General features: G+C 44.2%; 18 protein-coding genes. 16 read left to right on the top strand and 2 right to left on the bottom strand.

All coding sequences use genetic code 11. The features are described from left to right. Window positions 1-11 precede the first annotated feature (11 nt). The 5 genes from LACPH_RS09150 to LACPH_RS09130 all read left to right on the top strand — a co-directional run bounded on the left by LACPH_RS09150 (window position 12) and on the right by LACPH_RS09130 (window position 5,713). On the top strand, window positions 12-752 hold the full coding sequence (locus LACPH_RS09150; RefSeq protein WP_306386734.1) for a glycosyltransferase family 32 protein: 741 nt from the start codon (window positions 12-14) through the stop codon (window positions 750-752). 127 nt (window positions 753-879) lie between these two features. Next, complete coding sequence (locus LACPH_RS09145; RefSeq protein ID WP_306386733.1) at window positions 880-2,280, top strand: sugar transferase; 1,401 nt, start codon at window positions 880-882, stop codon at window positions 2,278-2,280. A 188-nt stretch (window positions 2,281-2,468) separates the two neighbouring features. After that, the gene (locus LACPH_RS09140; protein ID WP_306386732.1) at window positions 2,469-3,350 is read left to right on the top strand and encodes a hypothetical protein; all 882 of its coding nucleotides are present in this window, start codon (window positions 2,469-2,471) and stop codon (window positions 3,348-3,350) included. Window positions 3,351-3,488: 138 nt separating this feature from the next. Further along, a complete protein-coding gene (gene wecB / locus LACPH_RS09135; protein ID WP_087912469.1) occupies window positions 3,489-4,631 on the top strand; it encodes a non-hydrolyzing UDP-N-acetylglucosamine 2-epimerase in 1,143 nt (380 codons plus the stop codon). Between the two features lie 74 nt (window positions 4,632-4,705). Next, window positions 4,706-5,713: a glycosyltransferase family 2 protein gene (locus LACPH_RS09130; RefSeq protein WP_306386731.1), complete on the top strand. Its 1,008-nt coding sequence runs from the start codon at window positions 4,706-4,708 to the stop codon at window positions 5,711-5,713. A gap of 69 nt (window positions 5,714-5,782) precedes the next feature. On the opposite strand, the gene LACPH_RS09125 is transcribed toward LACPH_RS09130, so the two are convergent. Continuing rightward, window positions 5,783-6,823: an acyltransferase family protein gene (locus LACPH_RS09125; RefSeq protein ID WP_087912467.1), complete on the bottom strand. Its 1,041-nt coding sequence runs from the start codon at window positions 6,821-6,823 to the stop codon at window positions 5,783-5,785. A 250-nt stretch (window positions 6,824-7,073) separates the two neighbouring features. On the opposite strand from LACPH_RS09125, the gene LACPH_RS09120 reads away from it, so the two are divergent. From LACPH_RS09120 to LACPH_RS09110, 3 genes are all read left to right on the top strand, one after another. Next, complete coding sequence (locus LACPH_RS09120; protein ID WP_306386730.1) at window positions 7,074-8,561, top strand: glycosyltransferase family 39 protein; 1,488 nt, start codon at window positions 7,074-7,076, stop codon at window positions 8,559-8,561. A gap of 132 nt (window positions 8,562-8,693) precedes the next feature. Further along, entirely contained in the window at window positions 8,694-10,766 is a 2,073-nt protein-coding gene (locus LACPH_RS09115) for a GW dipeptide domain-containing protein (RefSeq protein ID WP_306386729.1), read from the top strand. Window positions 10,767-10,977: 211 nt separating this feature from the next. Further along, entirely contained in the window at window positions 10,978-12,711 is a 1,734-nt protein-coding gene (locus LACPH_RS09110) for a putative glycosyltransferase family protein (protein WP_370531177.1), read from the top strand. 109 nt (window positions 12,712-12,820) lie between these two features. Here LACPH_RS09110 and LACPH_RS09105 read toward each other — a convergent pair whose 3' ends face one another. After that, window positions 12,821-14,503 (bottom strand): putative glycosyltransferase family protein, encoded by a 1,683-nt coding sequence (locus LACPH_RS09105; protein ID WP_087912464.1) that lies wholly within the window; start codon window positions 14,501-14,503, stop codon window positions 12,821-12,823. Window positions 14,504-14,946: 443 nt separating this feature from the next. Here LACPH_RS09105 and LACPH_RS09100 point away from each other — a divergent pair, with 443 nt between their 5' ends. From LACPH_RS09100 to LACPH_RS09065, 8 genes are all read left to right on the top strand, one after another. Beyond that, complete coding sequence (locus LACPH_RS09100) at window positions 14,947-15,912, top strand: glycosyltransferase family 2 protein (protein ID WP_087913279.1); 966 nt, start codon at window positions 14,947-14,949, stop codon at window positions 15,910-15,912. A 48-nt stretch (window positions 15,913-15,960) separates the two neighbouring features. Beyond that, window positions 15,961-17,097 carry a glycosyltransferase gene (locus LACPH_RS09095; RefSeq protein WP_306386728.1) on the top strand — a complete coding sequence of 379 codons (1,137 nt, stop codon included), beginning with the start codon at window positions 15,961-15,963 and terminating at the stop codon, window positions 17,095-17,097. Between the two features lie 14 nt (window positions 17,098-17,111). Beyond that, on the top strand, window positions 17,112-18,551 hold the full coding sequence (wzx, locus tag LACPH_RS09090; RefSeq protein ID WP_306386727.1) for an O-unit flippase-like protein: 1,440 nt from the start codon (window positions 17,112-17,114) through the stop codon (window positions 18,549-18,551). 86 nt (window positions 18,552-18,637) lie between these two features. Continuing rightward, window positions 18,638-19,330, top strand: a complete 693-nt coding sequence (locus LACPH_RS09085; protein ID WP_025013850.1) for a YveK family protein — start codon at window positions 18,638-18,640, stop codon at window positions 19,328-19,330. Between the two features lie 62 nt (window positions 19,331-19,392). Beyond that, entirely contained in the window at window positions 19,393-20,028 is a 636-nt protein-coding gene (locus LACPH_RS09080) for a CpsD/CapB family tyrosine-protein kinase (RefSeq protein ID WP_306386726.1), read from the top strand. Between the two features lie 81 nt (window positions 20,029-20,109). After that, window positions 20,110-21,159, top strand: coding sequence for an EpsG family protein (locus LACPH_RS09075; protein WP_277848152.1), 1,050 nt, complete (start codon window positions 20,110-20,112; stop codon window positions 21,157-21,159). A gap of 293 nt (window positions 21,160-21,452) precedes the next feature. Then, window positions 21,453-23,777 carry an LTA synthase family protein gene (locus LACPH_RS09070; protein WP_306386725.1) on the top strand — a complete coding sequence of 775 codons (2,325 nt, stop codon included), beginning with the start codon at window positions 21,453-21,455 and terminating at the stop codon, window positions 23,775-23,777. Between the two features lie 135 nt (window positions 23,778-23,912). Continuing rightward, the gene (locus LACPH_RS09065) at window positions 23,913-24,893 is read left to right on the top strand and encodes a polysaccharide deacetylase family protein (protein WP_306387698.1); all 981 of its coding nucleotides are present in this window, start codon (window positions 23,913-23,915) and stop codon (window positions 24,891-24,893) included. Window positions 24,894-24,976: the final 83 nt, after the last annotated feature.

Here is a 24,976-nt window from a genome sequence, read left to right as displayed (position 1 = left end):
GGGGGAAGCCTATGATACCTAAGATTATTCATTATGCCTGGTTTGGCAGCACACCGCCATCGTTTATCGAGGATCGGGTTCAGGAGTGGAAAGAGAAGCTGCCGGACTGGGAATTTAAGTTTTGGAATGACAAAAACTTCGATTTGAAAAAATATGCATTTTCTGAAAAAATGTACCAAGCGGGCAAACTTGGCTATGCTGCGGATGAATTGCGATACGCGGTTTTGTATCAGTATGGCGGGTTTTATCTTGATACGGACATGATTATCAAGAAGGATCTTGCGCCATTTTTGGATCATAAGATGGTCTGGGGTTTTCAGTACGATAATAGTATTTTGACATCATTTATCGGCGCTGAAGCCAAAACACCGCTGCTAGCCGAAATTCTAGATGTCTATGCTGGACGGAAATTCCCTGAGTTACAGGATGATATGCAGAAAATGACCAGTAATCCGGTTGTGACAAAAATTCTGATGCGACTTTATCCTGATTTTAGGATGAATGGTCAGCGTCAAGAGTTGGAATCGGGGATCATCGTTTATCCGCGTGATTATTTTACATATGCAAGTCGGAATCAAGATGCTAACTACATGGAACATCTGTTCGATAATTCTTGGGGAAGTGCCAATGCTGGCTTACGTGGTCGGCTAAAGCATCTCTTTAAAGTGCTGTTTCCTTATTGGTGGGCGGACATTTCTGCGCGGCGTGGGATTAAAAGCGCTGAACGAGATGGCATTCCTTATCAACGATGATGTTGCACCATTCGTTTCGGCGCAGGTGCCTTGCCAATCGCTGTTCACGGCAGCAGACAAATACCGAACATATGCTATAATGAGTGAGCTGTTTTCAACCAAAGATATTTACTGAGAGGGTTGCTGTATGAAACAAAGTGCCGAATGGAACGGTCTTAAACGGCTGTTGACGATGATCGGCGATGTCGGTCTTTTTAATTTAAGTATATTACTCGCCTTTTACTGGCGATTTGGTGCGGAGATTCCCGAATGGAACTTTAAGATGTACGAAGGTTCGGCGATTTACATTTCGCTGCTCTTTCTGTTTGTTAACTTTTTCCTGGGCGTCTACGTCTACTATAATCGGCGAATCAGTGACATTATCTTCAATACGGTATTGGCCCAGACGATTACCATATTGGGATTAACCATGATTACGTTCATGGGGCGGTTCTTTGCATTTCCAAGACTGGTGCTTGCATATTCGTTTGTGCTTAGTATTCTGATTCTTGGTATTTGGCGCGTTTTCATATATTACATGTACATCCACTTTACGAGTAACTACAAGGTGGCCGTGCTTTCGTATGAACATGAATTACCTGCTGTTTTGGAAAACTTCCATTCTGCTAAGAACAACAAACATAAAGTAACCTACGTTATCTCAGATCACTTTGTTGAGAACGCCAAAAAGATTATTGATAAGGTGGATATTTTCTACCTTACCAAGAGCTTACCGGATGAACAACGGCGGGAAATCATCGATATCATCATTAAAAAAGAAAAGACCATCCTGTTACCATCAACGTTTGATAACTTGATGATGTTACGGCCAAATCTAATGAATTTCGAAGATGAAAGTGTCATGGGCATCACGCAATTTCGCATTAAGCCCGAAAGCGCCGTCCTTAAACGGATTTTTGACATTGTCGTTGCCTTGTTAATGCTAATCGTTGCATCACCTTTTATGTTGATCACGGCTTTATTGGTGAAATTAACTTCACCAGGTCCGGTGATTTATAAACAGACGCGGATCACCTTGAATCAAAGAGAGTTTAAGATCTTGAAGTTTCGCACGATGTCGGCAACTGCCGAAGCGAAATCTGGTCCGGTGTTGGCTAAAGCGCATGATTCGCGGATTACACCGGTTGGCAAGTATTTGCGGAAGTTTCGCCTGGATGAGTTGCCTCAGATTTTCAATGTTTTAAAAGGTGACATGTCCATCGTTGGGCCGCGTCCAGAACGTCCGTATTTCGTCAATCAGTTTAACCAACAGGAACCGCATTACTATCTGCGTCATAATGTTCGCGCCGGGATTACTGGTTACGCGCAGGTTTATGGCAAATACGCTTCCGACTACCACAGTAAATTGAAGTTTGATCTGCTGTATATCAAGACTTACAGCATTTTTCTAGATGCCCGTATTTTGCTACAAACCATTAAGGTCTTATTTGACAAGGTTTCCTCGCAGGGACTTGAGGAAGACACGGAACCGGAACGTCAGAAGTTGCATGACTTGGTGGTTCAGCAGGATATCACGCACTTGTCGTAATAGCACATTCGAATGAATCGGTTCCGGGAAGACAAGTTTGTTATTCCGGAGCCGATTTTTGCATACGTTCAAATGTTTAACGAATTTCTTAATAACTTACTTCCCCCCCGCCAGTTGGCGCGTCAATTAAGTGAACTATTTATAATTAAAGCATATACTTGAGTTATATTAAGGGGGAGGCGTTTTAAATGAAGAAGACGCTGTTAGTACTACCGGTGTTGTTGTTGGTCTTTGCTGCGGGTTGCGGGCAAAGTAATCAGAGCAGTAACAGCCAAAAAGAATCTGTTAAGACTAGCCAGACAAGTCATAAGGCCAAAAAAGCATCAGCAAAAAAGCCTAGCGCCAAGGCTAGTGCAAGTCAAAGCTCCACGCAATCGAGTAGTCAGACTGCTGCTTCAACTACCAGCCAAACTGGTCAAAAAGCTGCAACAGCGGCCTCGAGTGGCACAACGTCAAATGACCAGAGATTGGCAACACTGAAACGAGCTGTATTTAACCAGATTCCAAATGCCAAGTGGCCTGCTTCATACCCGGTTGCAAACTCACAGCATTTAAATATCTTTGCAACTGGTGATCAAGCGAATTATTCGATTTTCTTCAGTCCAGGGCAGTCAGCGTTACCATATAACGATCCAACTTTGCAGAATATCAATGCCGAGTTGGCCATTCAGAAGAAAACGTATGCGAGTGCAGCTGACGCACAGGCGCAGGTGGCCCCAGCACGATCGACGCAGGGATTGCGCCAAGTCGCCATTGGAGATGGTATTTATGCCGCGAGTCAAGGTGCAGCCGGATCGTCTTATCTGACTTGGAATGAGGGTCGTTGGACTGTGACTGTTAAAGCCTCTGCTGTTAACGGTGAAGATCCGCTGCCGCTTGCTAAGCAGGCAGTCGCATGGTTTGCCAAAAATGCCTTGCCGGTACCTGATACACACGGGACGGTCGATTTAGCTGTGACGGATGCGAACACTCGACAAAATCAAATTACGTGGACAGAAGGCAATGCCTTGTATATGATTTCTGGACTCGAACCTATGCACACCATTCAAGTAGGTACAGCAACCCGCTAGTATTGGGAGCTGTTAGGGCCGATGGTTCAGGTAGCTTAGATTCCAACCCGATAATCTGTTATACTTTTTTCTGAGTTTAAAAATATTTGTCGCAGTCTAGCGACGGTTTTTAATTAAGAAAAAGAGTGAGGTGCCAACTTGGCAAAGATCAAAGTTATGACGGTATTCGGAACCCGACCGGAAGCAATTAAAATGGCGCCGGTGGTTCTGGGACTTAAACGGCGTAGTGATGAGTTTGAGGAGGTCACCGTGGTTACCGGCCAGCATCGCGAAATGTTGGATCAGGTGTTGACAATTTTCCATATTCAGCCAAGCTACGACTTGAACATCATGAAATCACGCCAGACATTGGCAGATATTACTAGCAGTGTTTTGTTAAAGCTTGGACAGATCATTGCTAAGGAACAGCCGGATATTGTGTTGGTTCATGGCGATACGACTACGACATTTGCGGCTAGTATTTCGGCCTTTTATCAACAAACCAAAGTCGGTCACGTCGAAGCGGGGTTGCGCACGTGGAACAAGTACAGCCCGTATCCGGAAGAAATGAATCGCCAGTTAACCGATGTTTTGAGTGATCTGTATTTTGCGCCGACAGCTCAGAGTCGCGCGAATTTGTTACAAGAACATCATCCTGACAAGCAGATCTTTGTGACCGGCAACACGGCGATTGATGCGCTCGATCAAACCGTCCAGGATGATTATCATCACGAGGTTTTGGACTTGATTGATCCCAACAAGAAAATGATTCTAGTCACCATGCATCGCCGGGAGAATCAAGGCGAGCCGATGCGCCGCGTCTTCAAAGTGATGCGGGATGTGGTTGAAAGCCATCCGGATATCGAGATCATTTACCCCGTGCATTTAAATCCGGTGGTTCAGGAAGCAGCTGATTCGATTTTAGGGCATCACCAACGGATTCATCTGATTGAACCGCTGGACGTGGTCGACTTCCATAACTTAGCCGCGCGCAGCTATTTCATCATGACCGATTCCGGTGGAGTGCAGGAAGAAGCCCCTTCGTTGGGCAAGCCGGTTTTGGTGTTACGCGACACTACCGAGCGGCCGGAGGGGGTTCAGGCTGGGACCCTGAAGTTGGTCGGTACCGATCCGCAGACGGTTAAAACGGCGATGTTGCAGTTGCTGGATGATCATGCGGAATACCAACGCATGGCAGATGCCAAGAATCCATATGGCGATGGCCATGCGTCGCAGCGGATTTTAGATGCGATTTTGTATGAATTCGGAAAACGTGAAACGCGACCAGCACCGTTCAAGTAAATGAGTTACATGCATGTCATACTCGCCACCACAGATTCTTGTGGTGGCGAGCGTGTGTCAAGGGGGTATATAAGATGGCACTTCCGGTGTTGTGGATCGTGATTCCTTGTTACAACGAAGAAAAAGTCTTACCTATCACGGCACCACGATTTCTGGCCAAGCTTTCTGAATTTATCGAAACGCAAAAGATCGCGGCAAATAGCCGGGTTCTGTTTGTAGACGATGGCTCAAAAGATCAAACTTGGCCATTAATTCAAAAATTTGCCCAAACGGATCCGCATTATTTAGGGATTCAACAAAGTCGCAATCGCGGGCATCAGAACGCGGTTTTAGCCGGACTGATGGTCGCTAAAGATCGCGCTGATGTGACAATTTCTATTGATGCTGATGGTCAGGACGATCTTAACGCGATGACAGATATGCTGGCAGCGTACGCAGACGGTTGTGAGATTGTTTATGGCGTTCGTTCAGACCGCAAAAGCGATTCGTGGTTTAAACGCGTCAGTGCCCAGGCTTTTTATCGGTTCTTGCGGGTGATGGGAGTGGATGTTGTTTACAATCATGCTGATTATCGGTTGGCCAGTAGCAAGGTGTTGCAACATTTAGCCGATTTTAAGGAGGTAAATCTCTTCCTGCGCGGCATGTTCCCCCTTGTTGGTTTTAAAAGTACGTCAGTCTATTATGAAAGGCACGAACGTTTGGCAGGTAAGAGCCATTACCCTCTGTCAAAAATGATTGCCTTAGCGATTAATGGCGTTACGAGTCTGTCAATCAAGCCGATCGTATTTATCGCCGAACTGGGTGCCGTCGTCAGTATCTTAGGCTTCATCGGTACGATCTGGGCTGTCATCATGGCAATTAAGGGTGCTACTGTTGCTGGCTGGGCTTCAATTGTTTGCATTGTTTCATTTTTGGGCGGCATTCAGCTGCTCAGTTTAGGCGTGATCGGTGAATACGTGGGGAAAACGTATCTGGAAACCAAGCATCGCCCGCGGTTTATTATCAGTGATCAGACTTGGCATGATGAACCATCTAAGCAGCCAAAAGTAGACAAAGATGTTGAAAAGCAGCGGAAACCATAAACTGTTTTTTAAAACGAGCAAAATAAAAAGGCCATAAGTCGGCCTGAATTGTTTCTGCTTGCTTACTTATCAAGCAGTTCTTGATGCCAGTCGTTTGGACCTCAGTTGTTTGATGGTAACTTGTACATAGGCAATGATTCCGGCAACGAAATAGCTTAATAAGATCACCATGATTGAGTAGACGACGCTATGGGCACCAATCGCGGGAATCGTATGTAACCAGCTGGCGATGAAGGGATGATACAGATACAGGTTTAGCGACCATGCGCTGCTGATTAAAAAGAGCTTGCTCGAAAACTCAACGCGATAGCTGACCATCATGACAGCTAAAGCGAAGAAGATTTCGCTAAAGAATCGGAACCTTAACTGATTATGCATTTCATCTAGAGTGAAAAAAAGCGCAAATGCCGTCAGCGTCCCTAACATGATCGGCAAATAGAAACGGCGGATAAGCGGCATGAAGTGGTCTTCATAAAAAGCAAAGAGGACACCGGTCGGAAAGACAAAGGCTGCGTTGACTAACCATTCGCCCATACCTTTATCCCAAATATAAATCGTGTAAAGACCGGTCAACAAAAACAAAATGGCAAATAATGGTAGCGAGTGACCACGCGAGATTTGCATACCGAGCCAAAATGCAAAGTAGAAAAAAATAATTGCTAAAACAAACCAACTGTCATTCACGAACGGCGCGCCATTGGTCATCGAAATGGCAGCTTGGCTAAAAGTCAGTCCCATCAGCTGGTGTTTGATCGGGAAGATAAGCAGCATTGCCAGTAGATAAAGTAAAATAATGGGCAGCAGACGATGGGGTAGGAAGTTCTTTAAGTAAGATGGCCCCTTGATCTGATACTGCCGCATAATACCGTAACCGGAGACAAAAAAGAAAATGGCAACGCCGAGTCGACCGGCCATGGTTAGTCGCGAAGCAAAGAAAGTACCGCTAACACCATTGAGCTCTTGATTGATGTGATGCAGAATGATAAAGATGATGCTGATGCCTTTTAGGTTGTTAGTGGCACTTTTTCCCAGGTGGCCTTCTTCAAGGTTCTGACTTGGACGTATGCTAGCAAATAAAAAGCCGATGAATGGTAATAGAATAAGATCCAAAGTAAACGTTCCTCCGTTAACTGAATCGCTACAATTTCATCATTCAGTATAACATGAGATATTCATTGTTTCGAAACCGTTTTACTTGAAATTGGCTGTATGGTACCGCATTCAGTGACGGATGTTCTTTAAAGCTTAATCGTGAAACGACTTGCGTTATAGTCCTATCAACGATTTTTACATACAATTGGTAACGGACTTTGCTGGTCAGAGGGGAAGAAAAATAAAGTAAAAGGGGAATAACTAGAGAATGAGACAACGCACAATGATGCTACTAGAAGGTGCTGACAGGCTGATTAATAAGCTGGGAAGATATCTGCTTGTTGCGGTTTTTGCTTTTTGTTTGCTGTGCCTTTTTAAAATACAGGTTATCCAAGGAGCTAGTTGGGAGACGCCTGCTTTTGTTTTAGGGAGTATGGGCGTTCTGATCGGTTTGTTTTTGCTCTTTAAACTAAGCTTGCTGAAGCTCTCAGATCGTCAGGCGTTGTTGCTATTGACCGTGCTCGCCCTCGTTTTTTTTAGTTTCTGGAACTTTGTCTTTCGACCGGTTCCAGTCAGCGATTATAAAGTTTTGTTGGAGGGTGCTCGGGATATTGTCGATGGCACATTTAAAAGCCAGGCGGCCCAGCCTGATAACTATTTTAGATATTATAATTTCCAGATTGGTTACGCTTATTATCTATCGCTCATCATGCGGTTGTTTGGTGATCGGCTGCTGTTTTTTAAAATAATTGAAATGCTAGTTATGACAGCAACAACGCTTGTACTATATAAAACATTTAGATTATTTTGTGATGTCCATCGGTCCGTTTTTGGGGCGGGAGTATTCACGTTTTTCCCATACGTGTTTATCGGCGTAGGCATCATCAATAATCAGCATGAGGGGCTGCTGCTAGAGGCACTGGCCATTTATTTTATTCTGAAGCGCCGGTCTTGGCCGAATTTGTTAATCGCTGCAGTCTGCATTGCGATTGCTCAGGTGTTGCGGCCAACAGCAGTCGTGGTTGCAGCTGCGATTATTGTGACCCTCATGATTCAGACGATTCAGCAAAAGAGCCGACAGCGTTTGCTTGAAACCGCGGCTTTTATAGTGACTTGTTGGGGTCTGGGCTGGATCACCAACAAGTTATTTATTCTCTCGGGAGTGGCTCCGTACGGTATTAAGGTCGGCAATCCGTATTTTAAATTTCTGATTGGACTGACAGGAAAAGGCGTGAGCGGAAAATATACGACCAGTGCACGCAAGACCCAACTTTACTATGATTTGAAAGAATATCATTTTAATTATGCCCTCTATAAACAGGCAGCTGCGGAAAAACTGAAAAATGTCTTGATACATGGCGTGAACTTGCAGGACATCATGAATCGTTTTACCGGCTTTATTGGCAATGTCGATAATCAGTATTATCTGGGGGGCAATGAGCAATTTAAGAATCGGCACCCGGTCTTGATTTCATCATTGAATTTTGCCGGCATGGTCGTCTATGGTGGAACGGTTCTTGGAACCTTCAAACGGGTTATAACCGAAAAATGGATAACGAGTCGCACCAGTTACCTCTTGCCAGCGGTCGTTTTCGGCATGTTCTTCTTTGCCTATATCTTCATGGAAACTCAGGCACGGTACCGATTTGAATTGTATTATGTCCTGTTCTTACTGGCAGTACCGACAATTTATGGGTGGCTCACAACCTTGCAGAAAAAAATGTTTACACTTGATTCGTCCAAAGATTCCCGCTGATCCAAGGTGCTCAGACGCCTGTCGTATAAATGACATGGTAATTTGTCATCATTTTGTTTCTTTAAATGCGGTTGATCTCCATGTATAATGAGCCTGTTATGAAATTTGAAAAATTTGGGGAGGAGTTTACTTATGGGGAAAAAGGAGAAAAAAATGAAGAATAAGTTATTTTGGGCATCTGCGGCAATTGCATCGTCAATTCTGTTTTCGCAACTTGTTTTAGGAACACCGGTATCTGCAGCTGATGAAGGCACAGGTGCAAACGCCCAAACAAGTCAGACGAGTCAGGGTCAAACCGTATCGTTTCACGATATGAACGAACATTCTAATGTTGGAGGCGCCACTTTACCTAGTGCAAATACAGTGGCAGGTGCTCAATCATACTCTAGCGCACAAGCTGGCAGAGCAACATTACAGGCAGCACCGCAGTCAAATGTACAGACATTCGCTGCCAAAGCACAGACGATGATGAGCTTTACCATTGGGGATCAATCAGTTCCACGAACGGACGTTGTGGATGTCTCTTCCTACCAAGGATGGATGAATCAAAACAATTTTAATACTCTCCATTCGTTAGGCGTCAGAGGTGCCGTTGTTAAAGCATCAGAAGGTACCTTTTATGAAAACCCGTTTGCGTCATCGCAGATTCAATATGCACGTAACGCTGGCATGACAGTTTCGGCATATCACTATAGCCACTTTGGTTCAAGTGCCGAAGCAGTGGCTGAGGCTAATTATTTTGCCAATACACTCGATAAATTGAATGTCGGCAAAGAGGTCAATGTTGTTGCCGATGTCGAAGGTTCTGATGTAAGTGGGGATGTCGGGGCGAGTTTAAATGCATTCTGGCAGACACTTAATCAGCGCGGTTATACGCATCATGTGTTGTATACCGGTAAGTATTACGCTTACTCGAATGCTGCAATTGCGACAGTCGGTAAAAACCGGACATGGGTTGCGGATTATCCGTATACACCGAGCGCAAACTCAATGTGGAATCAAGATTTTGGTGCATGGCAGTATTCTTCACTAGCGTATTTGCCTGGAGCATCTAAATCAGTCGATGTTTCAGTTGATTATACGGGTCTGTTCACACAGCCGAATACAGATACTGCACCGGCACCTTCGTATGATCCAATTCTGTCAACCAAATCTGTGAGTTATGACGTCACCATTGTTAATCAGGATACCCGTAAAGACGGCATTTATTTTGATGCACCGTATCATACCAGTGCTTCCACTGCTATTTCTAACTTTAATGGTGTCAATTACAACAATCAGAATGTCCACGTTCAAGCTGAAACTGTTACATCGCGTGGCACTTATCTCCAAGTTAAAGCCCAAGATGGCAAAGTTTTCTGGATTGATAAGAATGGTACCGCACAATTTTCGTTTGACAGCATTGTTTCGCAACAGACAGTGGACTATCCGGCCACAATTCAGCAACAAGGGCGCGGTGACGGCATTTATACAGCTGGCCCTTACCATACCTCTGCCGCAACATCTGGTGGTAACAGTGATGCAACTAAGTATGACGGTCAAAAGGTTCAGGTTATTGCTGAAGCCACTACCAGCAGAGCTGGCGGCACGACTTATGCCCAGGTACGTTTACCTGATGGTCAGACCTTCTGGATTGATAAACGTGGTTTGCAAACCGGCGATAATTCAGGGTATGACAAGGTTCTTCTCAAAAAATCCGTGAACTATCTTGCTATCGTTGATCAAAGTCATCGTGCTGACGGGTTGTATGCAAACGGTCCTTATCACACCTCAGCTACAACCGCAATCGGTAATGACAACGCTAAGTCATTAAACGGTCAGTTGGTTCAGGTGCTTACCGAAGCAACGACCTCTCGTTCAACGCATTCGACCTATGTACAGATTCGTTTAACAAACGGTCAGACTTATTGGACGGATAAACTCGCCCTTACAAGCTTCTCGTCATTAAGCCCGATTCTTTCGACGAATAATGTTAATTACGATGCGACGATCAATCAAAAGGACCGTGTGGATGGTCTTTACAGTGATGGACCATATCACACCAGCATCAGTACACTTGTCGGCAACGATAATGCCAAGCAATACGATGGCCAGAAGGTTCACGCCTCGGTTGAGCAAAAGACAGATCGCGGAACCTATGTCAAGGTTCAGTTTACTGATGGACATGTCTATTGGATTGATAAAGGCGGCTTAACCGTTAAATAGTCCCGATCTTTATTAACGAACAAAAATATCTCTCAAAGCCTTGTATTTGCTAGCCCGCTTCGTCAGCTAGTGAGTGCAGGTTTTTTTTCATTTATAGGACGAAGCAACGATGGTGCATCTTGGCAAAAACGTGTAAAATATTCAGGTGGTCATTTTGTGGAGAAAATTATAAAAATTATAAGGGATAGACAAGGAACAGAAGGAGAAAAACGTGAAGAGAGAAATAAAGCGGGATTGGAAGCCTGATCTGATGTGGCTTTTGGGGATTGCTGTCACGGCACTGGTTGTTTTGGCGCCGCAACTTACTTATCATGCTTTGGCAGTTGGGGATGACTGGGAATTTCACTGGAATCGGTTCTATGAAGCCGCCATGCAAATTAAAACCGGTAAATTCAATTTTTTCCAATCGTTGTACTCGTTTCGCCAATCCGGACGTATCGTCAATGCTGTTTATGGCAGTGTGTTTGCCTACCTGCACGGATTGATTTTAGTTTTCGTGAAAACCTGGTTCAGGGCAGAGATAATATCCAGTTTTCTCTGCCTGTTTACGGCTGGTAGTGGCATGTATTATTTGACCCGCTACTGTCAGGTTAAGCGTCAGTTGGCCTTTGGGGCGGCTGTTTTATATATGGGAACACCTTTGGTCATCTTTTATGTCACGGATTCAGCCCTTAGAGGATGGGGCGCTGCACTGTTACCCCTGACAACGATTCCATTGATCCGAATGGTTGTGAATCACCGCAAACCAATCAATCCGGTTTTGTTCGGTTTATCTGCTGCGGTTTTGATGGCCGTCCAAAACTTTACAGCATTGTTGTACGTTCTAAGTGCTGTCGTCTTCTTTATTCCAGGATTGTATCTGGCTAAGAATCGTTGGCGAACCATTCTCGATGCATTTGGAGCTGTTGCCATTGCCATTGGATTAAACGCGGCAACATTGGCGGCTATTTTGGACTTACGTAGTGAACATCTCGTCATGCCTTACCGAGTCGCTGATCTGCTCGGTAGTGCTTCAAGATTATCGTTGGGAAACATGACACGGCTTGACTTTGGCCTGATTTTTTCAGTGATCATCGTTTTCCAGCTGGTTTTTGCTTGCTTAAGTTGGAAACAGTTAACCACTGTGGAAAGGCTTATTAACCTTGATGGACTGTTTTTTTTGTGGCTGAGTTCGGCGTTCTTCCCGTGGAATTTTCTTGCAGAGCATTTTCAAATACTTCAGACAGTTCAATTTCCGCAACGTTTTAATGTTGTTGCGTTCACCATGGTGATTTTAGGAGCAACTTTATCCATTCAGAAATTTGAACCAAAAGCTGATTTCCAAAAGTCAAAGTTAATAACATCTGTTTTCCTTGGAGTGGCTGGCTTGAATTTAGTTAACGGATACACGTGGGTCAACGAGAAAGCAGTTGCTTGGAAAGGCGACCAAGTGGCAGTTGCGGGTGAAACGACGGTGCGAACGCAAGCAGAGATTCGAGAAATATTTGACCATGCATATGATGAGTCTCATGTCTTTAGTGCCGTTACCAAGAATACTTCGGATTATTTACCTGTGCCAAAGAATGTCCAGGATACTAGCTATTCATACAATTCTTACAAAAAGCAAATTCTACATAATCCGTTAAACGTTAAGAAAACAGTTAATAAAGAAAATCAACTCGTACTTAGCTGGCAGTCAAAGAGGCAAAAGCAGACGCTTGTGCCGGTTATTGTCTATAAACACTCGACAGTCAGATTAAATGGTCAGCGGCTAGATCCTTCCCAATATAAACGTAGTGACATCGGTACGCTGATCATCCCAGCACGTGAAGGCAAGAATACGGTCACAGTGGGGTACGAACCATCTAAGTTATTTTGGGTTGCAGCCATTATCAATGTGTTAACGGTTGGTTATCTTTTGGTTTATGGCGGGTTCAAGCTAAAAGGGCACTGCACAAGGAAATAACCAGACATCAAAAAGTGATTAATTAACAAATGCCTAGGAGACGCGCCACACTCCTAGGCATTTGTTATAAACGAATTTGAATGTCATAAGATTAATCTTTAATCTTGGGTTATTGCTTTTCCACGGAGAAATACCGACCAACAGCATTTCTGACGTAAAGGCTAGACATGCATAGAAAAATCAGACTCAAGACTGCAATTAAAATAAATACTAAGAGAAATTTCGGGTAATCGTACGAAATGGTAATGGTTGACTTGCCGTTTGGGATGTTGAGAAGTGTCGTACCTGCTGCCGAGATTCTTGAAGGCGCAGGTTGATTATTGACGGTGACAGTTTGGCATGAATACCAAAATGCGGGCACTTTTAACGTAGCTTCTTGGCCAGTTTTATTTGTCGCCTTTATTGTATAAACGCTGTCCGTATACTTGACGCTCGGCTGAATTGGCTGGCCATTCAAGAAATATCTTTTTTGGAGAACTTGCTGCAGATTCTTTTGGTTGGTAACCTGCTTGGGGGCGTAATCGCCATAAAAGACATTTCTTACCGTCTTAGCAATATCTGGGTCGCGCAGTGTCTTCTCAGCCTTGTTCTTGGCAAAAGTGGTCAATGAACTACTGCTACTGATGATCAAAGCAACCGTAAGTCCTAAAAGTAAAATTGGTTTTAAGGTCACCGACGCCTTGGGAATGACCGTCCCAAGCAAGAGACTGAAGCTAACTAGGATCAGGAGTGACGTATAGGTGTTTAAACGCCAGACAAATTGGATTTTGCTGAAAAGCGTTTGGTTTGCGAGTGCCCAAGGGAAGATAGATGACGTCAGTAACATGCTTCCCATGCCACTAAACAAGCAAAATGTATTAAAAGGTGTACGTGCTCTTTTAAACAGTACAAAGATAATTAAAGCTATCACTAGCGCAAGAACAACGGACGCGCCAAGGCTACTTCTGACGTCAGGATTTGGATACATTTGGTTGCTTAGTGAGTTACTAAGCCATTGCCAAAGCGGCAGTCCCTTTAACGGTTGGGTCCAAATCATATAAAGATCGTTTTTTGAAGAAGTATTCGCTACCAAAACCAAATACGGCGAGCATAGCAGGATGGCCCAAAAGCCCGCTTTAAGCAGACTCATCAGTCGTTTGGTTTTGGCATCGATAAATCCAGTCATCACAACCGCGGCAATGAGAACGAATGCGCTTGTTAAAAATAATGACAAGGCGTGAGAATAACCAATCAGTGCCATGCCAATCGTAAGGATGCGCCACTTCTTAAAGTTTTCGAAAAGGATGTAATAGAGTCCCAACAAAACTAGCGGCAGAAAAGTCATACTGACAACTTCACCTAGCGCAGCACGAATGAAGAAGTTTGAGATTCGATAGAATGAGAAAATATAGAGCGTGGCAAAACACAGGGCACTGAAGGTATCTTTGGATATTTTGAAGATGCACCAATAAGCTAACAAAGCTGTGATCAATGTCAAAAGAAAGTAGAATAGTTTATAGCTGAAAATAAAATTGCTAGTTGCTGAATAGATGAGATGGAGGGGATAGACGGTTTCCCAAGGATAGAACACATTAGCCAAACTAGCAGCATGCCCGAACGTATTGAAATTGACCGGGCTTTGAAATATGTTGCTTAGTGCTAAGACTCTTTCAATGTGGAAAGAAAAATCATCACCCAAAAAGGCCGTTGAAAAATCAAGCCTTAAAATTGGTAGTACGTTGAACAGGCTGATCAATGATAGGATCAATAAGATGATGAGGCTTTTGATTAGCCGACTACTACGAGTTGTCATGACTGAAGGTAACCCCTTATTATGTAAAGTGTTTTCTAAATGTAGGACAAAGATACTATTGATGGACTCTGCGACGAATCCGGCCGTGGAAATCACATTATGTATAACTAGTCTGATGGATCTTCGCCCGCGATCAATCATACGACTAGGCCATTTTACCATAATCACTGTTTGGCTTAAGGAGAGTTCAACTTGAAGACGAGAGTGTTTTCATGCGAATACCGTTAAAAATCATTGGGTGAGACGAAGACAGCAAGTTTGTCTAAGAAGGGATGCTAACCTGTGGTATAATGCTCGGGAAAGTCACGAGCTATTTTGGCAGTGTCGTTACTGCCAGTGTACACGGCTTTATTTTTATGGCGTCATTTGACACTATGCGTTTGCCCAATGCCAGTCACATGGTCATCAACTCAAAGACGCTAGAACAATCAACGGAGGGCAGTATGAACTACCAACTGAGTATCGTCATTCCGGTATTTAATAGTGAAGCGTATTTACCGCGCCTTTTTAAAAGTTTAGGTACAATTCCGCCAAGCGTGGAAGTTGTGCTCGTTAATAATGGTTCTACCGATAATAGCGCTAGGCTGCTTCAGCGTTACCATGAAAGCCACGCGAATAGTTCATTGATTGATGAAGTCCATGGCGGTGTTGCATTTGCGCGTAATGCTGGACTCGAACGCGCTCACGGCAAATATATCTGGTTTGTAGACGCTGATGATACACTTCAGCCAAACGCCATCAATAGAATTCTAAAAGTTATTAATGACATTGATTTTGACCTACTGATTTTTGACTACCGTTCATTAACTGAACAGGATACCGCTTCATCTGACGATCAAACGCCAAAGACTGCGCAGAAGGCCGATTTAGCTGCAGTTCTCCATGAAATGCTGACTGGAGCGCATGATCCGATTGGAGGCTTTCCGCATAACAAGATTTTTGCAAGGAGTCTAATTGGAGCAGATCGTTTCCCCGATTTTAAATCTGCCGAAGACATGGCTTTTTTTGTCCCGATTTTGTTTCGTGCCAAGCATATTTACCGATTACACGAAACTTTGTATGATTACTATCAGCATGCCAATTCCATTGTGCATAAAATCAGGGCAGACAAACTGATAGATTATGCTAAGGTTATGGATTTGGTTGAACAGCGACTTCGTTCAAATGGCACAGCTCCTAAGAACGATGTTGATGAGTACATACTCCGCAGGCGGCTGTCGATTTATTTTCAAAATCTTGCCGAAGCAAAGGATCCATGGGTTAAGAAGCATATTCGCAAAAAAATGAAGCAGTACTCTTGGAAACAACTGCTATCATTCAGCCACGACAAAAAATTGATGGTCAAAATATTACTATATAAATTCAGAATATTAGATGTTTTCCCGTTCTTGTTAAAATACTTCTATTAGACAGATACTGCTTGCTGGGAGAATAAAGTGAACGGATCAGGAGGAACCATGAAGATATTGTTTGTGTCGACCGGACACGTCGATGACGATTCAAGATTACTAAAGGAGAGTGCGGCGCTGCAAGCCGCTGGGCATGACGTTACGATTCTTGGCTGGCGCGAAGACCCGCATGGCCGAATGACGACAGATACCTTTGAATTCGATGGTCAGCGTCTGAAGGCAATCTTCACGGGCATCAAGCTGTCATATTCTTTTAAATATTTTAAGGTTTACGCATTTATGCGGTTTGAGGCCTTTTTGTATCGTTGGCTTCGTAAGCATTTACGCGAGTATGACGCGGTTCAGGCATGTAATGTGCATACGGGCTATGTGACGGCTAAGGTTGTGGCGAAGACCAAAACTAAATTTGTTTATGATATCTTTGACTATGCGCCTGACACGCGAAACTATCCGGGATGGTATCGCAAAATGGTCGTTCATTGGGAAAATATAGCGATGGCGACAGCCGATTGGACGTTAATTTGTTCGGAGGATCGCCGCCGCCAAATTGAACCGGCCAAGCCGAAAAATTTGGCAGTGATCTATAATTCACCGTTAGATAGTCCTATTGCAGCAGATGCCGAGAAATTTGATCCGGCGCAAAAGAATTTTAAAATCGTCTATATTGGCGGGCTGAGTCCATATAGGTGTCTGCCAGAACTATTAGGCGCGGTTGAGGCAAATCCGGCATTATCCTTAACTGTAGCCGGTCAGGGTCAATATCAGGAGATGTTTGCCGACGCCGCAAAACGCTCATCACGAATTGACTATTTAGGCGTTGTGCCCTATGAAAAGGTGAATGGCATCGAGAAGACAGCGGATATTTTGGTCGCGCTCTATGATCCGGTGCTTAAGAATCACCTATATGCTTCTCCGAATAAATTTTTTGAAGCTATGGAACTTGGCAAGCCGCTGTTAATGGTCGAGAAATCCGGCATGTCAAATTGGTTAACCAAGTATGGTTTTGGAGCTGTTTGTGGAACCTCTGAGAAGAGCATTGGTGCTGGCCTCCAGCAACTGATTGACAAGCGTCAGGACTGGGCCAAAGAAGCCGATCTAATGCGTAAAATATATCAAAAAGAGTTCGCGTGGCCATTGATGCAACAGCGGTTATGCCATATTTATGCAAGTTTTGAAACTAAGTGAAATGAGGGAACGAGTTGCCAAATCGGTTTGAAGTGACCAGAAAAAGTATTGTATGGAGTTATGCGGGGACCATTTTTTCGATGGCAAGCAATTTTCTCCTACTGCCGATCATCTTTCATTTCCTTAATCCTCAAGAGATTGGCTATTGGTATTTAATTTTAAGTATCAACGGTCTCATCGCGTTGTTTGATTTTGGATTTGACCCAGCATTTGCCCGCAACATTGCGTATATTTGGTCTGGTGCGAAAACATTGAAATCGCGCGGAGTTGATAAAGAACATGATCACACCGTTGTGAACTACCACTTGCTGGCTTCGACAATTCACGCTGCTAGGGCTATTTACATGATTCTGGCGATTGTTGCTGTTGTCTTAGTCGGCATCTTCGGCACGATCTACATGAACGCTTTTGTGTTTAGTAAATTACCTGCCGCCGAATATAAGTGGACTTGGCTGGTTTTCTGTTTCTCGCTTTTCCTTAATTTGTATTTTGGCTACTTTTCGGCGTTGCTCCGCGGCTCCGGCAAAATCGACTCAGTCAACAAAGCGCAGGTATTTTCCCGTTCATTACAGATTCTGCTGACACTTGGTGGCTTCCTAGTCTACCCGTCGATTTTGTCGCCGGTCATCGGCTTGGTTATGTATGGCATTATTTTTCGAACGATCTGCAGTCATTTTTACTGGCAGGATGATGAGGTGCGGGCTCATCGCAAAGAGCTTAAATCGCCAATGAACTGGCACGAAATTAAAGAAATTTTTCTGTTCATTTGGCCGAACACTTGGCGCGACGGATTGGTCAGCATGTCGAATTATGTCACTTCCCAAGGTATGTCACTAATGGCAGGTGCGTTCTTGCCGCTGTCGGTGACAGGTGTCTATTCGGTCGGCGTCCAGTTTGCTTCGGCTATCGGGACAGCTTCTTCAGCAATCAACGGGGCATATAATCCGATTTTGCAATCAAACTTTGTTAAGCAGGATTTTGATTCGATCCGAGAGAAAACATCGAAAGCAGTTGCTGCTTATGTTTGGCTTTTTGGCATTGCCTCTGTTGGAACCTTGTTAGTGATCTTCCCGCTACTGAAGTTGATAAAGCCTGAATCAGTTCCGACGTTACAGGTGTTTTTGCCGTTAATCCTTTACTATTTTCTTTACCAGCAACACTCAGTGCATGCATCATATATTGCTAATGCCAATATTATTCCGTACACAAAAGCATTTCTCATCTCGGCTGGTGTTAACTTAGTCGGGTTATGGCTCGGTCTCAAGCTGACCGGGGGGAATATTTATTTCCTGCTTTTCTTCCCGATTCTGGTTCAGGGGCTGTACAACAACTGGCGATGGCCAACATATTACTATAAGATGATTGACAGTACGCTATTGGCCTCCATCAAACGAGGTACGATTGCGTGGGGAAAAACCTTTGCAAATTTCTTTAAATCCGGTTCAAAAGTATGACTTTTCCCGTCTCTGCGGTATGATAAAAACGCAGCAGACATGACCGATATCTGTTGATCAAGAAATGAGTTTATGATGGAGGAATCATGGATAACTTACTGAGTATGAAAGAACTAATGGTTTCGCTTCGAAAGAATTGGTGGCTGGCACTTTGCACTTTATTGGTGGGTGCTGTGTTAGCTGGTGCTTTTGCTTTTGGAATGATGAAGCCTTCTTATTCGTCGACGGCGTTAACCGTCATCAATCAGCAAAAAAACAACACCGAGTCCCTTAGCCAGATGTTGAACCAGAATCAATATGATTCGGAGCTGCTGGCCACTGGCAAATCCCTTTTTAAAACAGCTGCAGTTTTTGATGAGGCCTCAACGCAGCTAGCACAAAAAGACCATCTCAATATCACAAGTGGTGATCTTCAAAAGCAGGTTAAAGTTGACAATGAAGACAATTCAAGAGCCTTCTCAATTCATGCAACATCTAAACATGCCAAGGATGCTGCTTTGATCGCAAATGAAGTTGCAGCTGCTTTTCAAAAGACAGTCGGTACGATCACCAACCACACGGACACGGTGACCATTTTGGCAAAGGCGACGCCGAGTGATGTGGCAGCCGGTACGAAACCGGTTGTTTTGGTTGTGATTGGCGCAATAATTGGCTTTTTGGTTGGGTTAGCTTGGATTGTTCTCAGAGAAATCAAACAGGCAACGATCAAGACTAAAGAAACGCTTGTACAGGTCGCCAAAGCACCTGTTCTCGGGGTTATTTCTGCTAAGAAACTGTAAGCTTTGCAGTCGTTGATATTGCTATGTTGACTTGAGCACATCCAATTTTGAAGGAGTTTTCCATGACAAACGAACTTGCACATCAATTTGTTAGTGATACATCCGTTTCTAGTCAGGAGTTTCGGACGCTTAGAAACAACCTGTCATTACAGACGAGTCGTCACGATGTCTCTGTTTTGCTGATCACCTCTGCCACTGCTGGTGAAGGTAAGTCCTATGTTGCGGCGAATCTTGCTGCTAGTTTTGCAGTGGAAGGGAAGCGGACGTTGCTGGTTGAAGGTAATCTGCATCGCCCAATTTTGGCAGCGGTTTTTGATCTTCAGCCTAATAAAGGTCTTTCATCCTTGGTAGGCGCAGACGCCGCATCAGTTAAAGCTGATGATTTGATTATAGAAACCAAGATTCAAAAGTTAACGGTTGCACCTGCAGGCGAATCCCTTGCCGATCCGGCAACGTTGTTGGCTGGTTCAGCATTCAAAGCATTCCTTGATCAAGTTAAAGATAAATTTGATGTCGTCTTGATTGATGGGCCGGCGATGGCAGACGCGAGTGAAGCAGGACTTATTGCGGAACTTGCTAATGGCGTCGTAGTTGTTGCGAAGGCTGATGGGCCATCGAAGCGTGATGTCGCGCAAACGATCGCACAGGTTCGACAACTACCGGCAGCCTTAATCGGGACTGTGTTGAATCAGGCCTAGTGTCGAAACTTGGAAGAGAAACGGCTTCGCCGCCGAAACTATGAGACGCTGGGTGCATAAAGGCAATAGGAGAATGATGTTGTGGCTTTTTATTTAGGTCTCTTTGCAATTATGATCATTTTCATGCTACTCGGACGTGTCACAATGTCGTCTGTCTGGGCATGGCTAGGTGTTATAATGCTCGCGCTGGTTGCCGGATTACGCTATGAAACCGGTAACGATTTTTTGCCATACAAGACCATTTATGCAGGTGATTATTCGGCAGGACAGGTTGAACCTGGATTTTTGCTTTTACGAAATATTTTTAACGGATTGCATGCCCCTTTTTGGCTTTTTTTACTGGCATGGGCAACAGTGACCTTAGTGCTGTTTTATTTCTTTGCAAGGGAATATTTCCGTCCGGCAATCATTCCGATTGCTTACTACATGAGCCGCTTTTTCTTCATGCGGGATATGGGACAGATTCGGGCTTCGCTTGTCTGCGTGACCTGTATGCTGGCATTAAAGTTTGTATATGACGAGAAGCCGCTTCCTTTTGTACTGATTGTTGGCTTGTCGGCTACGATCCATATTTCAGCGTTGTTCTTCTTGTTAATTTACCCATTCTGGTTACTGTTCCGTAAAATCAACTTTAAATGGGTGATCGGATTCTTAGCCCTTGGTGCAGCTGTGGGCTTCGTTGCACCTAAGATTCTGAGTGTCATTATTGTCCACACGTTACCGAGATATGCACCTTATGTGACAAACGCGAGTTATCTCTCGTCGGGTTTATTTGATCCGGTGACGCTCATGCAGGTATTGATCTGCGTCACAGGATTCTATATCTTAAAGCGTGGTATGATTGCGGATACCTTAATTGGCGGAAGCGCTAAGTTTAAATTCTTGATGATTGTATACTTATTTGCCACCCTGACGCTGTTGTCACTTTCGCAGTTATCAACCATTGGGGGCCGTCTGTCGACTATTGGTACAACGACCGAGACGATTGTGCTGCCAACGATTGTGTTTTCGATTATGCCAAAACGGACGCGGACTTTGGCGATGGTTGGTGTGTGCGGTGTGATCTTCGTCCTCATTTTCTTAATCAGTGGGGCCTATAAGACGTTTATTCCTTACCAGATGGCGTTTTAGTGGCTTATCAGAAACGGTTGCCTTTAAGAAAGGTAATCGTTTTTTTGTGTTTTCAAAAATAATATTTTAGATAGCGGAGCGCCCGAGGTTTTCTGTGTGTCTGAACGTTTTGTCGTTTTTGGATAAGTCAGGTGGGCCAAGATATCGGCATCATGTGACAGCTTTAAGAGTTGCAGTACCTTTTGCAAGATGAACATGATATGATTATTTTCATATACTGTCTACGCTTCTTTTATAAAATTATTTATAAAGGCCGCTGGGGGACGGCCGTCTTTTATGGGAGGTTCTGTTAAGTGATTGATCTGGATACGCGTTTCAATCGATTGAATGTTAAAACTGCGATGCTTACCTTTTACTTGCGCTATAAGCCGTGGCGATTCTGGATTATCTTTCCCATGCTAATCACTAGGTTGCTTTTTTGGTTGCATCGGTTAGATGAACTGGATTATCAGGTCAAATACTGGCGCTATTTCATAAATGAACCATTGCCGGAAAAAAAGTGGCGACAATTTGGACGGCGATTAAGCAACCGCAGTCGACGCCGCGTCAAAGCTACTACTTTTATTGTTGCCGATGTGCCGGTATTCATGTTGAATTGGCTAGTACCAGATTCGCGCATCGTTGGTTTGGATATTGATGAGAAAGGTTTACGCTTACCAAAAGCCCGAACTCTCAGCGCTAAAATAGCTTTTTTACAGCCGGAATCGTTAGTTGTGTCGCCGCGTTTTTTTAAAACGTTCGTGCACCATACATCGTTTGAGAATAAAACCCGAATCTATGCAAATCAGCATTTCTTTACCAGTTTTAAAGGCTTCAACCGCTATCAAACTGTTCTGTTTTTAAGAAACGTGGTGGCTTTATTTGCTATGGCAGCCTTCACTGCTGTGGTCACGATTTATATGGCTTCAGCCGCCTATAACCTCGATCTCACTAATGTTGTCTTTAAGAGCCTGCGTTTAATTTTATTAAACATTCTGCCTATTTTTGGTTTCATGCTGATAGGATATTTGCTATTTAATCGCGTAACAATCGCAATTCTTGTGGGGCAGGTTCTAGCGATCGTCGTTGCGCTCGTTAACTATTTTATGTTGCAATATCGCGATTATCCATTTGAGTATTCGGATATTTCGTTGGCGTCAGAGGCTAGTAACATGGGTTCAAGATACAGCTATATTCCACCCGTCAAATACTTTTTGGTTATAGCTGTTTTGTTGATTCTGGCAGTAATTGTAAGTCGTTTTTTGAAAACAACAACGCTTCGCTGGTGGGTTCGCCTGCTGACGCTTGGTTTTGTGTTTATAAGCTCCGTATTCATGATGAATCATTATTACCTAGTCGATGATTATTACACTTTAGCTAACAACGATCCATGGGGGCCAGACGCTGATCGGTATGTGGTCAACGGATACATGTTCTCGTTTATCCACTCGATCAAAAATGACTGGGTGATTGTGCCAGAAGGTTATAATGCCGCCACTGCAAAGAAGGCATTGAGCGCTTATCAGTACCAAGATATCCCTGCAGATAAACGGCTCAATGTGATTACGATTCAGTTGGAAGCTTTTCAAGATTTTTCGAAATGGTCAGATTTGGATATTGATCCCTCTGTTTATGCTGGACTTCATCAGGTGGCCTCTGAAGGAATGGCAGGTCAATTAACAACAACCATCTTTGGTGGTGGCACTGTTGATACTGAACGTAAGGTATTGACCGGTTTTTCTGAACTAAGCCCAATCAATGGCATGACCAATTCTTTTGTTCAGTATTTTAATGAACAAAAATATGTCACTAGATTTATGCATCCTGGCGACGCATGGTTCTACAACCGGCAGAATATCGACCGCTATCTAGGCTTTCAAAAGACATTGTTCAGGGATAACTACTATGACCAACATGTTGCTGACGTCGATGTTGTTCCTGACACGAAGGTTTTCAATGATCTGGTCAAACAACTGAAAAAGGTGAATGCGAGTGGTAAGCAGTTCTTCAATCAAACTGTGACCATGCAAAATCATGGCCCGTATTCAACTGAGTTCGATGGTGATCCTTTGTTGCCGTGGAAGAAAGGGTACAACAAAGACGATTATGCCATCATCAACAATTATCTAACCGGCGTTAAAGAGACGTCGGATGCACTTCTAAAGCTGACAAATAAACTTGATCGGTTAAATCAACCCGTGGTTCTGGCATTTTGGGGAGATCACAATCCGTGGGGTGGCGACCAAAATTCGACTTACAAAATGCTTGGCATTAATCTAAAGCAATCCACCCAAGAGGGCTATGAGAATTACTACAACACGCCTTATGTGATGTGGGCCAATGAAGCCGCAAAGAAAATAATGGCGAAAGACTTTTCGGGCACTGGTCCAACCATCAGTCCAATGTACGTATTGCCCGAAATCTTTACCCATGCCGGTTGGAAAGGTTCGCAGTACATGCAGGTTTTGCAGAATCTTGAGGGACAGGTTCCGGTATTTGGTCAGAAGAATCATTATATGATCAATGGCAAGCTGACTACCAAGCCAGGGAAGAGCCAGAAAAAGGCCATTAAAAAGTTTGACGATATTCAATACTACATGAAGTCGAATTATATGATGAATCAAAAGCAGCTCAAGTGATTTTTGGCTAAACTCGCGGTTAAAGTGAAAATCCGATGATCTCACTATTAAAATCCAGCCTTCCGCTACCCCATACCCCCAAGCTTCATGGTAAACTCAAAACCGGATATCGTTTTAAAGATAGGCGGGGTAAACATGAAAAGCAGCTTCAAATGGCAGTGGTGGTTGGTCGTTCTCGGTTTGACGTTGATTGCTGCAGGTGCGCTTTCCGTTAAGTCATTGGTGGACCGGCATGCAGCTGAGGCGCGGGCACGCCAGGCGAGTCATGAACGTGCTGTGGCTGACAGCATCAGCACATCTAAAGCGCAAGCATCGTCTCGGCGGGCATCTTCAAGCAAAAAGCAAAAAGCAGCGGAACAAGCTGAACGAGAACAAGCTTCAGCTGAATTGCCGTCAAACATCGGTCAAGCCCACATTCCTGCCGCCACCGCTTACGCCTATCCCGTCGCCGAAGTTAAAAAAGAAATGACGGCACCTTATACCAGCAACATCAAGAAGAAAGTGGTGTTTTTAACCTTCGATGATGGCCCGAACACGGTCAATTCGCCGCAGGTTTTGAACATCCTTAATCAAGCTGGCGTTCATGGTACGTTTTTTGTGGTGGGTCGTCAGCTTTCGCCCGAGACGGCACCGGTGTTGAAGGCAGAATATGACGCCGGCAATAGCATCGGGTTGCACAGCATGACGCACAATTACAATTTGCTTTATCCGGGACGAACCGGCGCCGCTTCGGTTATTGAGAATGAGGCCAAAACGGAGCAGGCAGCCGTGAAGCAGGTGTTAGGTGCTGATTTTGAGACGCATCTGTGGCGTTATCCCGGTGGCCATTTTAGCTGGAAGGGATTGGCAACTGCTGATACTGGTTTGACACGGCTGGGGCTTGATTGGGTTGATTGGAACGCGGCGGTCGGCGATGCGTTGAGTCCGGCGCAGGAGCCGAAAACGGAAGATGCGATGTTGCAATATCATTTGCGGTCGCTGGCGGTTTATCCGACTAGCAATGTGCGGGTCGTGTTGATGCATGATGCTATCGGGAAGGATATGACTGTGAAGACGCTGCCGAAGATTATTGATTATTACCGCAGTAACGGGTATGAATTTGGTGTTTTGTCATAATGTTTGGCATTCCGTAAAATAATGTGCACGAAAGAATCAAATCGACTAAAAAGAGCCTCGTCAAGCCGCTTGAACATTCAAGC

Origin of the sequence: Lacticaseibacillus parahuelsenbergensis (assembly GCF_030770265.1) — a bacterium.
Lineage (GTDB): Bacteria > Bacillota > Bacilli > Lactobacillales > Lactobacillaceae > Lacticaseibacillus > Lacticaseibacillus casei.
The sequence above is the reverse complement of the archived record's forward strand: the minus strand, read 5'-3'. Positions and strand labels throughout refer to the sequence as shown.